The sequence below is a fragment of the Paraburkholderia sp. Ac-20340 genome (assembly GCF_017104965.1).
Lineage (GTDB): Bacteria > Pseudomonadota > Gammaproteobacteria > Burkholderiales > Burkholderiaceae > Paraburkholderia.
In genome coordinates this window covers 1-16848 of sequence record NZ_JAAGPR010000043.1, presented here as the reverse complement: position 1 = coordinate 16848, position 16848 = coordinate 1, and the positions used below count along the sequence as shown (strand labels likewise).

Annotated in this window: 15 protein-coding genes and 1 pseudogene; 3 read left to right on the top strand and 13 right to left on the bottom strand. The window is 66.7% G+C overall.

All coding sequences use genetic code 11. The annotated features are described in order from the left end of the window. Window positions 1–7: 7 nt before the first annotated feature. The 3 genes from G3N59_RS33045 to G3N59_RS33035 form a co-directional block, all read right to left on the bottom strand. Complete coding sequence (locus tag G3N59_RS33045) at window positions 8–661, bottom strand: flagellar hook assembly protein FlgD (RefSeq protein ID WP_205987074.1); 654 nt, start codon at window positions 659–661, stop codon at window positions 8–10. A 139-nt stretch (window positions 662–800) separates the two neighbouring features. Then, complete coding sequence (gene flgC / locus G3N59_RS33040) at window positions 801–1226, bottom strand: flagellar basal body rod protein FlgC (RefSeq protein WP_205987036.1); 426 nt, start codon at window positions 1224–1226, stop codon at window positions 801–803. A gap of 72 nt (window positions 1227–1298) precedes the next feature. Beyond that, complete coding sequence (locus tag G3N59_RS33035) at window positions 1299–1817, bottom strand: flagellar basal body protein (RefSeq protein WP_205987035.1); 519 nt, start codon at window positions 1815–1817, stop codon at window positions 1299–1301. 227 nt (window positions 1818–2044) lie between these two features. On the opposite strand from G3N59_RS33035, the gene flgA reads away from it, so the two are divergent. The 3 genes from flgA to G3N59_RS33020 all read left to right on the top strand — a co-directional run bounded on the left by flgA (window position 2045) and on the right by G3N59_RS33020 (window position 4422). Beyond that, entirely contained in the window at window positions 2045–3385 is a 1341-nt protein-coding gene (gene flgA, locus G3N59_RS33030; protein ID WP_205987034.1) for a flagellar basal body P-ring formation chaperone FlgA, read from the top strand. 183 nt (window positions 3386–3568) lie between these two features. Next, window positions 3569–3916, top strand: a complete 348-nt coding sequence (flgM, locus tag G3N59_RS33025; RefSeq protein WP_205987033.1) for a flagellar biosynthesis anti-sigma factor FlgM — start codon at window positions 3569–3571, stop codon at window positions 3914–3916. 59 nt (window positions 3917–3975) lie between these two features. After that, window positions 3976–4422, top strand: coding sequence for a flagellar protein FlgN (locus G3N59_RS33020; protein WP_205987032.1), 447 nt, complete (start codon window positions 3976–3978; stop codon window positions 4420–4422). Window positions 4423–4624: 202 nt separating this feature from the next. Here the strand turns inward: G3N59_RS33020 and G3N59_RS33015 are convergent, their stop codons facing one another. The 10 genes and pseudogenes from G3N59_RS33015 to G3N59_RS32970 form a co-directional block, all read right to left on the bottom strand. After that, window positions 4625–5356, bottom strand: coding sequence for an RNA polymerase sigma factor FliA (locus G3N59_RS33015; protein ID WP_205987031.1), 732 nt, complete (start codon window positions 5354–5356; stop codon window positions 4625–4627). 389 nt (window positions 5357–5745) lie between these two features. Further along, a pseudogene (locus G3N59_RS33010) lies at window positions 5746–6528 on the bottom strand (MinD/ParA family protein); the annotation flags it as partial. Further along, window positions 6521–8596, bottom strand: a complete 2076-nt coding sequence (flhF, locus tag G3N59_RS33005; RefSeq protein WP_205987030.1) for a flagellar biosynthesis protein FlhF — start codon at window positions 8594–8596, stop codon at window positions 6521–6523. The pseudogene G3N59_RS33010 and the gene flhF, both read right to left, overlap by 8 nt. Window positions 8597–8884: 288 nt before the next feature. Continuing rightward, window positions 8885–10984: a flagellar biosynthesis protein FlhA gene (flhA, locus tag G3N59_RS33000; protein WP_205987029.1), complete on the bottom strand. Its 2100-nt coding sequence runs from the start codon at window positions 10982–10984 to the stop codon at window positions 8885–8887. Then, a complete protein-coding gene (gene flhB, locus G3N59_RS32995) occupies window positions 10984–12267 on the bottom strand; it encodes a flagellar biosynthesis protein FlhB (protein WP_205987028.1) in 1284 nt (427 codons plus the stop codon). Before flhB ends, flhA begins: the two co-directional genes overlap by 1 nt. A gap of 250 nt (window positions 12268–12517) precedes the next feature. Further along, window positions 12518–13756, bottom strand: coding sequence for a DUF3443 domain-containing protein (locus G3N59_RS32990; protein ID WP_205987073.1), 1239 nt, complete (start codon window positions 13754–13756; stop codon window positions 12518–12520). A 92-nt stretch (window positions 13757–13848) separates the two neighbouring features. Continuing rightward, window positions 13849–14367 carry a DUF2844 domain-containing protein gene (locus G3N59_RS32985; RefSeq protein ID WP_241024664.1) on the bottom strand — a complete coding sequence of 173 codons (519 nt, stop codon included), beginning with the start codon at window positions 14365–14367 and terminating at the stop codon, window positions 13849–13851. Window positions 14368–14867: 500 nt separating this feature from the next. Then, window positions 14868–15593, bottom strand: coding sequence for a protein phosphatase CheZ (cheZ, locus tag G3N59_RS32980; protein WP_205987026.1), 726 nt, complete (start codon window positions 15591–15593; stop codon window positions 14868–14870). 1 nt (window position 15594) lies between these two features. Further along, window positions 15595–15990, bottom strand: coding sequence for a chemotaxis response regulator CheY (gene cheY, locus G3N59_RS32975; RefSeq protein ID WP_205987025.1), 396 nt, complete (start codon window positions 15988–15990; stop codon window positions 15595–15597). A gap of 164 nt (window positions 15991–16154) precedes the next feature. Then, a partial coding sequence (locus G3N59_RS32970) for a chemotaxis protein CheB (protein ID WP_277397962.1) occupies window positions 16155–16848 on the bottom strand: 694 nt, incomplete at its 5' end.

The following is a 16848-nucleotide window of genomic DNA, read 5'->3' as shown; positions in this document are numbered from 1 at the left end:
ATCGGGTTCAGAGAATGCCGGCCACGCTCGAGAGCGGGACCGTCTTGCCATTGGCGAGCGAAAGGCCCGCCGTGCCGTCGGACTGCTGGATCACCGCGTCGACCTTGCTCGCGACGAGTGCCGTCGCGGAGGTAGCCTGACCGTTGACCGTTGCCGTCGCGCTGATCGTGTAGTTGCCGTCTGCGACCACTGCGCCCGACGAGTCCGTGCCGTTCCAGGTCACCGGAACCGTGCCGGCCGACTGCGCGCCCAGATCGAGCGTGTTGACGACCTTGCCCGCCGAGTTCGTGATCGTCAGCTTGACGTCCGAAGCCGCGGTGCTGAGCTGCACGCCGAGCTGCGGCGACGTACCGCTCGACACGGCCGCCGTGGTGCCCGAAGCCAGCACCGTCGAGCCGATCAGCAGCGCCGACTGGGCGTTCTGGCCAGCGGAGAGCTGCGTCGACAGCGACGAAAGCGACGTGTTGAGGTTCGCGATGCCCGACACCGTATTGATCTGGGCGAGCTGCGAGGTCATCTGCGAGCTGTCCATCGGGCTGGTCGGGTCCTGGTTCTGCAGCTGCGTCACGAGCAGTTGCAGGAAGGTCTGCTGCAGATCGGTGCCGCTCGTGCCGCTGGTCGACGAGGACGACGTCGACGAGCTCGCCGACGTGCCGTTCATGGTGTCGAGCAGCGTCTGCGAAACGGTGGCGGAACTGCCGCCGATGGTGGTGTTGCTGGAGGTCAACGCGTTCTCCTCGGATACGCTGTCTGTTGCTGGGTAGCGTGTGGTGTGTTTCCCGTTCCTGCGCCGGCTTGTATTAGCTGCCGATCGTCAGGGTCTTGAGCATCAAGGTCTTGGCCGTATTCAGGGTTTCGATGTTGGCCTGATACGAGCGCGACGCCGAAATCATGTTCACCATTTCCTGCACCGGGTCCACGTTCGGCATCGTCACGTAGCCGTCGGAGTTGGCGGCGGGATTGTCCGGGTCGTAGGTTTGTTTCATCGGCGTCGGATCGTCGATCACGCCCGTCACCTTCACGCCGCCCACCTGCTGACCGGACGCGCTGCGCGCGCCGCCGAGCGGGTTGACCGCGAACACGACCTGCTTGGCCTTGTAAGGCTGGCCGTCGGGGCCGGTCGTACTGTCGGCGTTGGCGAGATTGGACGCCGTCACGTTCAGGCGCTGCGATTCCGCCGACATGGCGGAGCCTGCAACGCTGAAGATATTCATCAGGGATGGCATGGTGTCGTTGACCTCTGATCGGCTGCTTGCCTGAAACGTTTGCTGTATTACTTAATCGACGTGCCGCGCGGCTTAACCGTTCGAGCCCGACTGGATCGCCGAGAGCATCGTCTTGATCTGCTGCGACACCACGGTCATGCCCGATTCGAAGTGCAGCGCGTTATCCGCGAACTGCACGCGTTCGGTGTCGAGATCGACCGTGTTGCCGTCGAGCGCGGGCTGCGTCGGGATGCGATACATCACCGGGCTCGAATAGGTGTCCGCCGGGCCGCCGGTCGCGGCCAGCTTCACATTGCCCGCGAGGTGACCGGCTTCGGTGGTGGCCATCGACATGCCGCTCGTCACGCCGGCGGGCTGCGCGAGCGCCAGCGGCTGGGCGTTGCCGCCCGTGGACGGCGCCATGCCGTTCGGCGTCGCCGCGCCGGCCTGCTTGAGCGCGCCGGCCAGCGACGACGAAAAATCGACGTCGCGCGCCTGGTAACCCGGCGTATCGGCGTTCGCGATATTCGAGGACAGCAGTGCCTGGCGCGTTGCGCGCACATCGAGCGCTTCACGGCCAAAGGCGAATTCGGCGTCGAGTTTGTCCAGCATCGGGCGTTCTCCGTTACACGAAATGAAAGGCTGCGTCGGCATAGTCGTCGCGCATCCGTTTGACGGACCGAGCGCAAAGGCCTTTTCGCATGGAGAGGAATGTTAGGCGTGAGAAGCAAGAACCAATCGGACGAATAGCCGGGAACTCGCCCCTCTATTCGAGGCAAGGAAGCGGGGTCGGCCGCCTAGAATGCGAGGCGTGTCAATGCAATAGAGGGAGAACGACGATGCCGCAGACAGCCCACCTCCGCGCCCGACGCGCGGCAGCGCACCGGCTCGCGCCCGTTCGTTCGGTCAATTTCTCGCGCGTGACGGCGCTGCGTAGCGCGCTCGCCGCGCTGCTTGCCGCCACGGGCGTGTTTGCCAGCGGCGCTGCCCATGCGCAAAGCGACGCGGCGGGCCAGCAGATTTATATCGCCGGTCCCGGCGACCGCGCGGGCGAAGATTCGCAGCGCATGAGCGCAATGCTCGCCGAACCGTCGAAGGGCAAAGCCGCAGCCAACGCGGCGGCTTACGCGGAAATTGCGAAGACGCTCGCGTATAGCGCGAACGTCAAGACGATGCAGCAGGCGCAGGCTGGCCAGAACAATCAGGCAGCCCAGAGCGGCATGATCGCGATTCCCGGTGCGGGCGAGCGCGGCACGGCCGCCGCGCAGAACGCAGCGAATAACGCTCCGCAGATTGTCACGATTCCTGCGCCGGGTGCAACGGGCGCAACGGTTACGCCGGTCGCGCCTGCCGTGCAACGCCCCGCGATGGCGCGCGCCGGTGTGGCGCGCCTCGCCAACGTGGCCGTGAATGGCAACGCCAATGCGGCCGGATCGATCCAGCGCGTAAATGTCGCGGCGCCCTCGCGTGCCGTGGCGCCCGTCGTCGTGCAGAGCGCGGCGGCTTATGGACAGGCTGCGCAGGCCGTGCAAGCCCAGCAGCAACCCGTGCCGCCGGGACAGGAAGACGGCGAGCGCATCCGCGCCACCGCCCTCACCTTCCTGCAGCAGCAATCGGCCGGTCTGCCCGGCAAGGTCGAAGTCAGCGTGTCGCCGGTGTTTCCGCGCGGCCTCGCGGCCTGCGCGTCGCTCGAACCGTTCATGCCGCCTGGCGCGCGCAGCTTCGGCCGCACCACCATCGGCGTGCGCTGTGTGGGCGCGAAACCGTGGACGCTCTACGTGCAGGCGCGCGTGGCCGTCCAGATCACCTATTACGTCGCGTCGCGCCAGATCAATCCCGGCGAAGCGCTGTCGGCTGTCGACTACGTGCCGCGCGATGGCGACCTCGCCACGCTGCCGCAGACCGTCATCACCGATCCCTCGCAGGCCAACGGTGCGATCGCGCTCATGCGCATCACCTCGGGCCTGCCGCTGCGCTCCGACATGCTGCGCAGCGCCGCCTCGGTGGTGATCGGCCAGACCGTCAAGGTGGTCGCCGAAGGACCGAATTTCACGATTTCGTCGGAAGGCAGCGTGCTCAACAACGCCGCGCCCGGACAGCTCGTGCGCGTGCGCACGCCGAACGGGCAGATCATCAGCGGCGTGGTGAAAGACGCCTCGACAGTGCAGGTGCAGATTTAGGGTCGATTCAGTGGGGGATTCGCTGGCCGATTCGCCGTCCGGACGTTCGCGATCGGGCCCGAAAACGCTCAGGATGGCTATGTGTGAAAGCACACGTAACATCGTGTAACGGCTGGAGATTCGCGCTAAAGTTCGCGCGGTTCCTTGCCGTTATCAAGGCCATACGGATCAGGAAGCCCCATCGTGAAAATCGACACCTCCACCCGCAATGACGCGCTCCCGCTGCAGGATGGCCTCGCGCGTACGCAGCAAGGCGAAACCGCAAGCACCGCGACGACCGGTGGCACGGCGTCCGGCGCCGCTACCGCGAGCGCCGCGAGCACTAGCGGAGACGCCAACGTGAGCCTTTCCTCGCTTTCTTCCTCGCTGCGATCGCTCCCAGCGAGTGGCTCAGCCGACATCGACACGGCGCATGTCCAGTCGATCAAGGACGCCATCAAGAACGGCACGCTGCAGATCGACACCGGCAAGATCGCCGATGGCATTCTGGAGACGGCGCGCGGCCTGGTGAAGCCCGCTTCGGGCAATTAAGCGGCCAGGCAGCGACGCTGCGGGCCGTCCCGCACAACCTGCTTTAATGGTGGTACCCGATGAAAGACGCTCTTCTCGCTACATTGATCGACGAACACGCCGCAGTGGAAGCGTTCGCCTCGCTGCTCGCCTTCGAGGAGAAGGCGCTCACGTCGGCCGAAGGCATCGACGCGTTGCCGCAGATCGTCGAGCAGAAGACGACGCTCACGCAGCGCATGGCGGGCCTCGAGAAGGTACGCGACGCGCAGCTCGCCGGCCTCGGCCTGCCGGGCGGACGCAAGGGTATCGAAATGGCCTGCGGCAGCGATACGCGGCTGGCTGGCACGTGGGAACTGCTCAAGGTTTCGACCGAGCGCGCACGCCGCCAGAACCTGACCATCGGCATGATGATCCGCACGCGCATGGAACATAACCGCCGCGCGCTGGCGATCCTGCGCGGCGAAACGAATAGCGCAACGTCGATGCTGTATGGACCGGATGGGCGTTTGCCGCAGTTCGGGCTGTAACGGGTCTTGAGGTTTGCCGCGCGGTTGAACACCGCGCGAGACGGGAAAGCCGGAGCGTGAGTGCTTCGGCTTTTTGTTTTTGGGCAGCAGAATTCCCTTTCCCGCTCCCCGTCATCACCGCATCACCAATAAAAAAGCCGAAGCGCTCGCACGCTCCGGCTTCCCCTCCCCGTCGGCGCCGCCGTAGCCGCGCCGTTTTTGTTCAGTTTTCCGTCCCGGCCCACGCCATTTCGCGCAGGCGCGCACGCAGACGCGCCACGGCCTGGCTGTGCAACTGGCACACGCGCGATTCGCTGACTTCCATCACCGCGCCGATTTCGCGCAGGTTCATGCCGCGCTCGTAGTAGAGCGACATCAGCAGCTTCTCGCGTTCGGGCAGGCGATCGATCGCTTCGACCAGCGCGCCGCGCAGGCTGTCGTCCAGCAGCGCCGAGAGCGGGTCCGAATGATCGACGCAATAACGGTCGAGGAACGGCTCGTCCTCGGCGGAACGGTCGAAATCTTCGTAGTAGATCAGCTGGCTGCCATGCAGGTCCTGCAGCATCGACTGATACTCGTCGAGCGGCATTTCCAGATGATCGGCGATCTCGGTTTCGCTGGCCGCGCGACCGAGGCGCTGTTCGACCTTGTGCACCGCGCTTTCGACTTCGCGCGAGGTGCGGCGCAGGCTGCGCGGCAGCCAGTCGTTGCTGCGCAGCTCGTCGAGCATCGCGCCGCGAATCCGCTGGCTTGCGTAGGTTTCGAACTGCGCGCCCTGGTCTTCCTTGTACCGGTTCGCGGCGTCCATCAGGCCGATCATGCCGGCCTGGATCAAGTCATCCAGATCCACGCTCGCGGGCATCTTCGCCACGAGTTGCAGACCCAGGCGCCGCACAAGCGGCGCGTATTTCGCCAGCACATCGGCCTGCGAAATCTTTCCTTGAGCGTTATACATCGTGCTCTCCTCTCGACCGCAGCCGACGCTGATGCGCCCGCTGCGATCCCATGCAAATAAGTAGCCTGTTTCCCTTGCTGCGCTCTCGAAGCCCCACGTCAGGCGTGTTGGGGCGTCGGGCGCGGCACGGGCGGGTCCGCCCGCCATCCTGCATGGGCCGACGCAGGCGCGGATGGAACGCCAGTGACGGTCGAAACAAACGATTCCGCGGATGAAGCCAGTGCCGAGACCGCAGCCGCCGCCACGCCGGCCGGCGCAGTGGCCACCGTCGGGCTGGTCGCGCCGCCGTTCGAGGCGTCTGCCGAAGCGGCCGCCGCGCGGTTATCCGCCGCCACGGCTTCGGCGAAACTCGGCGAGCGCGCGGCACCCGTCGAGCGCGCCGACAGCGCCGGGCGCATCGGCCAGTGCGGCAGTTCGGCGGCCACGTGACGGAAGTCGCGCGCGGCCGCCGTCGACGGAAACGCATCGACGATGCAGCGCGACAGTTGCACGGCGCGCGGCATGTGCGGATCGGCGGCCACGCAGCCCGCGCTTTCGAGCGACACGGTGAGGTAGCGGCTGGCCACTCCCGCGAGGTTCTCGAGCGCGGCCTGCGCGTCGTGGGCATGCTCGACGTGGTTCGCCAGCACGCGGAACTGGCCGATCGCATGCGCGAAGTGCAGCCGTTTCATGCAGGCGTAGGCGTCGGTGATCGCCTGCGCGGACACGCGCATCACGATCAGCAGATCGTGCGCATGCATCGCGAGCGGCGAAAGCGCGCCTTCGGCGTCGAGCTGGGCGTCGATCAGGACGAAATCGGCCGGACCGGTCAGCACCTTGTTCAATTGCGCGCTGCTGTACTGCGCGCGGTGTTCGCGCGAGGCGGCCAGCACGCCGAAGCCGAGCGCATGACGCCCCACGGCTTCGTCGAGCGGCATCTCGCCGCGCATCACCGCCGCGAAGTTGCCCGCGCCGCGCACGCCGCCGAGCAGCCCGCTCACCGAACGCGGCCCAAGGCACTCGTCGATGATGAGCACGTCCTTGCCATGCGCCGTGAGCGCGGCCGCGAGGTTGATCACGGCGGTCGTGCGTCCCGGCGCGCCGGGACCACCCGTCACCGCGATCACGCGCGAGCCTTCGCGCGCCAGCAGGCGCCGCAGACCTTCTGCCTGATCGATTACAAACTTATCCAAACCGGACCTCGGGGGCTTGCGAATTCGAACGGTTCGACAGCGCGGACAGCAGCGCGGGGATGTCGTCTTCGTGCGGCACGAACGGCGAGCGGTCGCGCGGCACGCAGAAGGCGCTGCGAATCAGGAAGCGGCGCGTGGCCACATACAGGTTCTCGGGCACCTTCTGGCCCGTCGAGACGTAGTGCACCGGCAGCTTGTAGCGCAGGACCGTGTCGAGCGTGCTGCCGAGGTTGGTCGCCTCGTCGAGCTTGGTGAGAATGCAGCCGGTCAGCGGCGATTCGTCCGGGCCGCTCTGGTAGGCCTGCACGACTTCGTTGAGCGTGTCGCCGTGATTGGTCGCCGAGAGCAGCAACAGACGCTGCACCGGGCGGCCCGTGCCGCACAGCATGGCGATCTGGTCGGCCACGGCGCGGTCGCGCTGGCTCATGCCGATCGTGTCGATCAGGACGATGTGCTTGTTCTTGAGTTCGGTGAGCGCGAGTTGCAGATCCGCGCCGTCGCGCACCGCATGCACCGACACGCCGAGGATCTTGCCGAAAATACGCAGTTGCTCGTGACCGCCGATACGGTAGCTGTCGGTCGTCAGCAGCGCGACCTTGCTCGCGCCGAAGCGCATCACGCAGCGCGCCGCGAGCTTCGCCGTGGTCGTGGTCTTGCCCACGCCGGTCGGGCCCATCAGCGCGAATACACCGCCGCGCTCCATCAGCGCTTCTTCGTCTTCGAGCACCGGCAGATTCGATTCGAGCACCGACTGCAGCCACTCCATGCCGGCTTCTTCGGTTTCGACCGCCGGCAGACGCTCGATCATCATCTTGACGAGCTGCGCCGAGAAACCGGCCGCGAAAAGCTGCTTGGTCAGCGCGCCCTGCACCGGGCTGCGGCGTTGGCGCTCGCCCCACAGCAGACCGGCGAACTGTTCTTCCATCATGCCGCGCATCGACGCGAGTTCGTTCATCACGGTCTCGTTGACCACCTGCTCGATGCGCGAGCGGATCGCTTCGCTGACCGTCTGCGCCGTGTTCGATGCAGCGGCAGCGGCGGCCGCGGCGGCTTGCGGGCCCGGTGCGGGACCGGCGGCTTCGGGGCCCTGGCCGATGCTGCGCGCGGCGCGGCGGGCGGCGGCGTGAGCGGCTTCGAGCGCCCACTGCGGCTGGCTCGCTTCGACATCGGCGGGATGCACGGGGTCGGCGGTCATGCCGAGGCCCTTGGCCATCGCCGCGGACGGCGACATGCCAGGCAGGCGGCCGTTATCCGGCTGATTCTGTTGACTCGCGATACGGCGCGCGTGGTCGAGCAGCCAGGGATTCGTTTCGGCCATCGTGCGCGGTGCGCTCGCGGGTTCGCCGAACGGATTCGCGACGGCCTGTTCGAGCATGGCGGCGGCTTCGCGCGCGGCGGCCTGGTTCGAAGCGGGACGGTTCGCGCCGTTCGAGGGGAACGTGCCGAACGGCGAGGCGGCATGGCCGGCCATCGTCTGCGCGGTCGGCGGCATGGTCGATTGCTGCGCGGCCTGGCCAGCCGCGGCGCGCGAGGCCGCGAACGGCTGCGCGGAGGCGCTGCCCAGGGCGGCTTCCATGGCTTCGGCGATCGGCTTCGCGGGCTTCGGCGGCGTGGTCTGGGCGAGCGAGACGGCGATATCGTCGGCGTGATCGGCATCGTCGTGGTCGTTCTGCGCGTCGGCGCTCAGCGCGCCTTCTTCCGCGCCCACTTCCGGGCTCGCGCCGAACACCGACGAAAACACATCGGGCATGCCGCCGCTCGCGTAGGGATTGCCGAAGCTGGCAGGCGCTGCCGGAGCGTTCGACGCCGCGCCTGCGGCGGGGTTGCTCATCGAAGGCAGGGCCGGGCGCTGCGTGCGCGGCGCCAGCGCCTGCAGTTGCGAGCTGCCGAGCTTCGCTGCATCCGCCGGCGTGATCGCCGCGAGGTCGCTGTCCGCGAGCGCAACGATCTCGACCGTACCGTCGTCGAGTGCGCGGTTCGACAGCACGACGGCGTCCGCACCCAGCGCTTCGCGCACGAGGCGCAGAGCGTCGCGGCTGGTGCCACCGATGAATTTGCGAATGTTCAAGCTATGCCCCTGATGAGGTAAGCGGCCTGCGCCGCCTGTCGTATGCCGATGAATTGCGTCTGGATCACTGCGGCTCACGCACTGCGCGAACCCTTTTCCGATGTTGGAATTATTTCGAAGGTGAGCCCTTCACGATCGGTGGATCAGGACGGGGAAATGCGGGTAATTCGGCCAATGAGATGGCGAGGGGGAAGCGGGCGCGTCGAACTCGACGATCTCCGGGCCGGAAAACAAAACGCCCGCGGCTATGCGCGGGCGTTGTGTCTCTGAGCTTCCAGTGCCGGTGGATTAACCCACCCCCACCACATTCACCACCTTCACATTGCGCGTATCGGGCACTTCGGCATACGACAGCACCTTGAGCTGCGGCAGGCTGCGGCGCAGGAAGCGCGAGAGCATCGGGCGCAGCGCGTGTTGCACCAGCAGCACGGGCGCCAGACCCAGCACCTGCTGACGGCCCATCGCCATTTCCGTCTGCGTGAGCAGCGTGTGCGCGAGACCCGGCTCCAGGCCCGGATTCGCCCCGGACGTCAGCGTCTGCGACAGCACGCGCTCCAGATTCGCGTCCAGCCCCATCACCTGCATATCGCCGCTGCCCGGGAACCACTGCTGCGTGATCGCGCGGCCCAGCGAAATGCGCACCGCCGCCGTGAGATCGTGCGCGTCCGCCATGCGCGGCGCATGTTCGGCGAGCGATTCCATGATCGTGCGCATATCGCGGATCGGCACGCCTTCTTCCAGCAGGTTCTGCAGCACCTTCTGCAGCGTCGTGACCTGCATGATCTTCGGCACCAGATCGTCGACCAGCGACGGCGTGTCTTTCTGCACGCGCTCGAGCAGCGCCTGCACTTCGCGGCGGCCCAGCAGTTCGGCGGCGTGCGTGACGACGAGGTGATTCAGGTGCGTCGCCACCACCGTGCTCGAATCGACCACGGTGTAGCCGAACACCTGCGCCTGTTCGCGCATGTTCGAATCGATCCAGATGGCCGGCAGGCCGAACGCGGGATCGGTGGTCGGCGTGCCCGGCAGCGCCGCGCTCACCTGACCCGGATTGATGGCGAGCCACTGGCCCGGATACGCCTCGCCCGTGCCCACTTCCACGCCCTTGAGCGTGATGCGGTAAGCGTTGGGGCGCAGTTCGAGGTTGTCGCGGATATGAATCACCGGCGGCAGGAAGCCGATTTCCTGCGCGAACTTCTTGCGGATGCTCTTGATGCGCTTGAGCAGTTCGCCGTCGGTGTTCTTGTCGACCAGCGGGATGATGCGGTAGCCCACTTCGAGGCCGAGCGTGTCGATCAGCGCCACGTCGTCCCAGCTCGCTTCGGTGTTCTCGACCGGCGCGGCCGCGGCCGGCAGGACGTCCGCCAGCACGGCGCTCGCCTTCTTCGCCTCGGCGCTCTTCTTCATGACGCGGCCAAGCTGGATCGCCCCGCCGCCCAGCAGCAGAAACGCGAAGTGCGGCATGCCCGGAATCAGCCCCATCATGAGGATGATCGAACCCGTGATCATCAGCACGCGCGGGTTGGTGAACAACTGGCCCGTCAGCTGCGTGCCGATGTCTTCGTTGGTCGCCACGCGCGACACGATCACACCGGCCGCCGTCGAGATCACCAGCGAAGGAATCTGCGCAACCAGGCCGTCACCGATGGTCAGCAGCGTGTAGGTCTCGCCCGCCGCGCCAAAGGCCATGCCGTGCTGCACCACGCCCACGATCAGCCCGCCGATGATGTTGATCGCCATGATCAGCAGACCGGCGATCGCATCGCCGCGCACGAACTTGCTGGCACCGTCCATCGAACCGTAGAACTCGGCTTCCTGGGCGATTTCCGTGCGGCGCTTGCGGGCGGCTTCTTCGTTGATGAGGCCCGCGTTGAGGTCGGCGTCGATCGCCATCTGCTTGCCGGGCATCGCGTCGAGCGTGAAGCGCGCGGACACTTCCGCGATACGCCCCGCGCCCTTGGTGATCACCATGAAGTTGATGACCATCAGGATCACGAACACCACGATACCCACGGCGAAGTTGCCGCCCACGAGGAAGTGGCCGAACGATTCGATCACCTTGCCCGCAGCGTCGGGGCCGGTGTGGCCTTCGAGCAGCACGATACGCGTGGACGCCACGTTCAGCGACAGGCGCAGCAGCGTGGAGAACAGCAGCACGCTCGGGAACGCCGCGAAGTCGAGCGGCTTCATGGTGTACATGCTGACGAGCAGCACCATCACCGAAAGCGCGATGTTGAAGGTGAACAGCAGATCCAGCAGGAACGGCGGCAACGGCAGGATCATCATGCCGAGGATCATGCAGATCAGGATCGGCCCGGCGAGTGCGCGCAGATTCGTGCTTTGCAGCACTTCTGGGCGCCGCGCGAGGAAACCGGTGCGGGCGTTCATTACGTTGCTCCTTCATTGCCGTCGCGCGCGGTATCGGCGCGACCTGCGGTGCTTGATGCTTGATTCGGTGCGGCTTTCGCGGCGTTGCTTGCTGCGCCCGCCTCGGGTGACAGCGTGTCGTCGGCTTCTTCGGCGGCGTCTTCGTCGCTCACGCCGCCCTTGTCGAATTCGGGCGGCACGTCGAGATCGGTCGGCGCCATCGGCACATCGCCGCCATGTTCGCGAAAACGCTTGAGCTGATAGACCCACGCCAGCACCTGCGCGACCGCGCCGTAAAGCTGGCCGGGAATTTCGCGATTCAGGTCGACGTTGTGATACAGCGCCCGCGCGAGCGGCGGCGCTTCGAGCAGCGGCACGTTGTTCTCGGTGGCGATTTCGCGGATGCGCGCGGCCACCAGGTTCACGCCCTTGGCGACCACCTTCGGTGCGCGCATGTCGCCGTCGGTGTACTGCAGGGCCACGGCGAAGTGCGTCGGGTTGGTCACGACCACGTCGGCCTTGGGCACCTGCGTCATCATGCGGCGGCGCGCCATCGCACGCTGCTGCTGGCGAATCCGGCCCTTCACGTGCGGATCGCCTTCGCTTTCGCGGTGCTCGCGCTTCACTTCTTCCTTGGTCATGCGCAGCTTGCGGTGATACGACCAGAGCTGATACGGCACGTCGATGGCGGCCAGCAGGAACATGCCGCCCACCGTCATGCCGCAGCACACCACGATCAGATGGAAGGCATCGGCGAACGCGCGCGGCGCGGGCTGCATGCCCAGACCCAGAATCTCTTCGCGATGGTTCCAGAGCGCCGAGCCGCCGATCGCGCCCACCACGATCGTCTTCACCGTCGACATGCCGAGCTGGACCGGCCCGTTCATCGAGAAGATACGGCCGAGGCCCGTCATCGGGTTCAGGCGATCGAACTTCACGCCGATCGATTTCGATGAAAACAGCCAGCCGCCCAGCGCCATCGGCGCGAGCAGCGCGGCCGCGCCGGTCAGCGCCAGCACCGGCAGCACGGCGAGCAGGCCTTCGCGGGCGGCCGTGCCGGCGCCAATCAGCATGCGTTTGGTCTCGAACGCGCCCGCGTGATTGAAGGTCAGCGCGCCGCGCAGCATCGCCTGCAGATGCAGGCCGATGGTGTCCGACAGCAGCCATGTGCCGAAGCAACCCGCCGACAGCAAGGCGAACGTGGAAAGCTCCCGCGAACGCGCAATCTGCCCCTCCTCGCGCGCCTTCTCAAGGCGCTTGGGAGTGGCTGATTCGGTTTTTTCGAGGTCGCTGTCCTCTGCCACAGATGCTCCGGTCGGCGGCGCACGCTGCCCGCCACCCTGGTGGTGACGGCGCACGCCCTTTTTCAGTGAGAGCGATTATTGCCTTGCGGGGCAAGCGACGATCGGCGGAGTAAGGCAGGGAAACCCGGGTATTTCACCGGATGGGCGCGCGTGCGGCGCCGGCGGGCGGGAATCGGGGATCGAACAGTGCGGGGAAAGCGGCCCGCCGCCCGCGATGCGGCGGCGGGCGCGCGGGTCTGCCCGGATGCGATCAGAACGCCACGTAAGGCGTCTGTGTGCCGCCGGTCGCGGTCTTGTCGATGCCGTAATAGACGTAGCGGCCGTAGAAGAACGGCAGGCCGAGATCGAGGCTCGAATTGGAACCGAACTGCCCCGCGAGGTCGTTGAACGCGAAATAGCTGCTGTTGCCGAGCAGCGCCGACGCATTCACCACGTTGAAGCTGATCGTGCCGGAGTCCTTGTTCTGGTCGACCAGCGTGGTGGTGAAGGTGAGCGCCGTGGACGGGCAGTAGAACGCGCCCAGACTGCCGCCGCATTGCGTGATGGCGCTATCGGCGAAGAAAATGCCGTTCGAACCCGAGTCGAGGAAGGCGGTCAGCGAGCGGCTGTTGAAGGTCGTCGTCAGGTCGCCCCAGGCGGTCGTGGTGAAGCGCTGCGAGGCCGCCATGGTGTTGTTCGACTGCGTGCCGATGCCGAACACCAGCGTGCCCGTGGCCGAAGCCTGGCCGTTGTTGGAAACGGGCGGCATCTGCAGGATCACGCCGTTGTTGTCGGTGGTGAAGTGCGCCACCGGGTTGGCCACCTGCTGCGTGAGCGCCACGCCCGTCTGGGTGCAACTGGTGCCGTTCGGACAGGCGAAGTAGTTGCTCGAGGTGGCCGTCACGCAGGTCGAGCCGCAATCCCAGGGCGCGACGCCAATGCCCAGGATACCGTTCGCGCCCAGCGCCGAGGTCGTGTTCTGCGCGGCGCCGATGTTCGAGCAGATGGTCGGCACCGAAGAGGTCGCCAGGTCGCCGATCACCTGGATCGGGATGGCGCTGGCCGTCTCGCCGCCGATCTTGACGTCGGCGCTACGCACGGTGCCCCAGGTGTAGCCGTCCGCGAACGCCGTGCATTCGGCCAGCGTGCCGCTGCTGGTCGCGATCGTGGAAAGCGCGCTGCGCATCGTGCTGGTGAACGCCGAATTCAGCACGCGCAGGCCGTACGAGCCGGTATCTACCTGAATATTGTCGACGGTCTGACAGGTGCTGCTGCCCGCCGCGCACACCGTCACGCTGACGGTGGGGATATTCGGCATCGTGTTGGTGACGCCGCTGTTGACCGTGACGGCGACGGTATTCGCGGAGGTGGCGGCGATCGGCTGCTGGGTCGGGCCGGCGGGCAGCCCGGATGTATCGCCGCTCGCGCTGCTGGCGCTGCTCGACCCCGAGGAGCCGCCACCGCCGCCGCAGGCCGCCAGAACGGTGGCGAGCGCGAAAAGGGCGCCCAGCGCGACAGCGCGGGCAGATTGACGGGACTCGCGCGGCTGGCGAGTGAAGGCGTTGAGAATTCCGTAGTTGAACACGCGTCGCCTCCCGTTCGTTATTGGATGTCGGACGTACTGAAGCCCGACGGCAGCGCCGAGGGCAACCACGCCTGCCCCGAGAACGCGCCCATATGGCCGCCCGAATGCACCACGAGCGCGCTGCTCTCGACCGCGCCGGGACCGCGCACGCCGTTGGCCCGGCTGGCCTGCACGCCCGCCACGTACTGCGGGAAATACGTGCCGAGCAGCGCGGATAGATCAGGCATCTGCGGCCCGCTCCACGCCACGGCGAACACCGTGCCCGCCGAGCTGAGGTATTCGCGCACGGCGGTGCCGTTGACGAGCGTGGTCTCGCGCACCGTGTAGGTGGCGCTGCTGGTGCTGCTGGTCGAGGACGTGCTGGAACTGGTGCTCTGGGCCGCCTGACGCGCGACTGTCGACGCGGCGCTCCCGGAGGTGGTATTGACGCTGGCGCCGGACGGCGTGGTCATGGGCGCGCCGCCGAGCGCAGCGCTGGCCGGCTGCACGACGCCCAGCATACCCATCGCGCATAACAACGCTGCAGCGAGACGCATGGCGGCGCCGCGCGACATCACAGGCGCGCTACGACGGAAAAACGAAGTGGAGACAACCGACGCGCAGTCCATCGCGCCAGGTGAAACGGCGCTGCAGGATGCGGAAGATACTGCGGGGGAAACTGAGCTAAAAGCTGAGCTGGAAAAAACGGCAGACCCAGCAGCAGACCCAAAGGTCGAAACGTGCGGATTCAAGGCGGCCCTCCCTCTCTCGGTGGCGCGCTCCACCGCACGGCTCGTAACGCCTTGGGCGACAGCAGAAAGCGGACGTCGGCTCGACGGGGAACGGCTGGCTTCGCTTCGTTGCGCCGCAGCAGCTGCACGCGCGATTGCGTGTGCCCTGCAGCAGTGAGCGAACGCCCACTAGTATGCCTGTCCCGCATGACATGCGACAGCACGCCGTCGGGCCCAAACCGGCACCCCGCGCGGGTCGCCAGGAAGGTCGCCGGGCGCCGCGCATCGCGCAACGCCAGACAGCCCGCCCGGCCGTTCCCGCCGCCTCAGAAACCGAGGCTGGCCAGCAGGTCGTCGACCTGTGCCTGATCCTGCACCACGTCGGCCTTGCCTTCCGGGTTGATCTGCGGCCCGTTGAGCAGACCTTCGGGGCTGCCCGTGCTCGCGTGGACTTCCGCGAGCGCTGCCGCCGTGGCCGCGAACTGTTCGCGCCGCTCCGGTGCGATGTTCTCGACCAGCACGGTCAGCAATTGCTGCTCGATCAGATAGACCACGTCCATGATCTTCTTGATCACCTGGCCGGTCAGATCCTGGAAATCCTGCGCGAGCATGATTTCGAGCAGATGCTGGTTCGTCGCCGCGGTGGTTTGCGGCACCACGTCGAGGAACTGGCGCGTGTCGTCCATCAGCGAGCGCACTTCCTCGCGCCCGATCGGTGCGTCGTACCAGGTCTCCCAGCGCGCCGACAGCACCTTGGCGTCGGCTTCGAGCTTTTCCTGCATCGGCTTGGCGAGTTCGATGGCGGTCAGCACGCGCACGGCGGCCTGCTCCGTCATGTCGGCGACGTAGCGCAGGCGGTCGCGCGCGTCGGGCACCGCTTCGGCGGCGCGCTCGACGTGCTTGTCCAGACCCAGCTCGCGCATCGAATCGCGCAGCGTGCGCGTCAACTGGCCGATGCGCGCGAGGATACGGTCCGTCGCGAACTCGCCCGAATCGGCGTCGTCATGCTGCCCGGCGGGCAACGCCGCGGACGCATCAATGGGCTCGTTCACGTCAGCTCCCGGTCTTCGCCATCTTTTCGAGAATCTTGTTGAGCTTCTCGTCGAGCGTGGCCGCCGTGAAAGGCTTCACGACGTAGCCGCTCGCGCCCGCCTGAGCGGCGGCGATGATGTTTTCCTTCTTCGACTCGGCGGTCACCATCAGCACCGGCAGGTGCGTGAGCGTGGCGTCGGCGCGAATTTCCTTGAGCATCGCGAGGCCGTCGAGGTTCGGCATGTTCCAGTCCGAAATCACGAAGTCGTAGTTGCCGCCGCGCAGGCGTGCGAGGCCCGCAGCGCCGTCTTCGGCTTCGTCGACGTTCGAGTAGCCCAGTTCCTTGAGCAGGTTGCGGACAATCCGGCGCATCGTCGGAAAATCGTCCACCACCAGAATCTTCATTCCCTTATCCATCTCGGTTCCATTCTCCAGGCTAAAACCCGGGCAATTATCCAGACAAGCGCCATGCCTATCCAGATAAATTAATCGTGATCGATCGCACAGTCCTTACAGAATCGTGCGATCTCTCGAAATATTGACTGCCAGCGCCTTGACGAGCAATGCGCGCGCCAGCTCCGTCAGACGCGCTGGACGCGGTCGCCCATCGAAGCCAGACGCGTCATCACGCGGCGGCTCATGTCCGACAGCGAGGCGATCTCGTCGGCGGCGCCGAGCGCAATCGCTTCGCGCGGCATGCCGAACACGATGCAGCTTGCTTCGTCCTGCGCGAGCGTAAACGCACCGGCCTTGCGCATTTCCAGCAGGCCAGCCGCACCGTCGCGGCCCATGCCCGTCAGAATCACGCCGATGGCGTTCTTGCCCGCGTGCTGCGCCGCCGAGCGGAACAGCACGTCCACCGACGGACGATGCCGGTTCACCGGCGGGTCGTCGGACAAATGGGCGATGTAGTTCGCGCCGCTACGCGCGAGCAACAGGTGAGCGTGACCCGGCGCGATGTAGGCATGGCCGGGCAGCACGCGTTCGCCGTGCTCCGCTTCCTTCACGGTAATGCGGCACAGGCCGTTCAGGCGCTGCGCGAACGACTTCGTGAAACCGGGCGGCATATGCTGCGCGATCAGCACCGCGGGCGCGTCGGGCGGCAGCGGCTGCAGCACTTCGCGGATCGCTTCGGTGCCGCCCGTCGAGGCGCCGACGATGATCAGCTTTTCGGTCGACAGCAGCGGGTTGTTGATCATCGGCGCGGCGGCGACCGGTGCGTGCGCGTGGGCATGCGCGGCGTGCGCAGGCGCATGCGCCGAGGCACCGGCAGCA

Excerpts from the sequence above, each read along its gene's own strand:
- G3N59_RS33045 (WP_205987074.1), bottom strand. The coding sequence starts at position 661 with ATGAACGGCACGTCGGCGAGCTCGTCGACGTCGTCCTCGTCGACCAGC.
- flgC (WP_205987036.1), bottom strand. The coding sequence starts at position 1,226 with ATGCCATCCCTGATGAATATCTTCAGCGTTGCAGGCTCCGCCATGTCG.
- G3N59_RS33035 (WP_205987035.1), bottom strand. The coding sequence starts at position 1,817 with ATGCTGGACAAACTCGACGCCGAATTCGCCTTTGGCCGTGAAGCGCTC.
- flgA (WP_205987034.1), top strand. The coding sequence starts at position 2,045 with ATGCCGCAGACAGCCCACCTCCGCGCCCGACGCGCGGCAGCGCACCGG.
- G3N59_RS33020 (WP_205987032.1), top strand. The coding sequence starts at position 3,976 with ATGAAAGACGCTCTTCTCGCTACATTGATCGACGAACACGCCGCAGTG.
- G3N59_RS33015 (WP_205987031.1), bottom strand. The coding sequence starts at position 5,356 with ATGTATAACGCTCAAGGAAAGATTTCGCAGGCCGATGTGCTGGCGAAA.
- flhA (WP_205987029.1), bottom strand. The coding sequence starts at position 10,984 with ATGAACGCCCGCACCGGTTTCCTCGCGCGGCGCCCAGAAGTGCTGCAA.
- G3N59_RS32985 (WP_241024664.1), bottom strand. The coding sequence starts at position 14,367 with ATGCGTCTCGCTGCAGCGTTGTTATGCGCGATGGGTATGCTGGGCGTC.
- cheY (WP_205987025.1), bottom strand. The coding sequence starts at position 15,990 with ATGGATAAGGGAATGAAGATTCTGGTGGTGGACGATTTTCCGACGATG.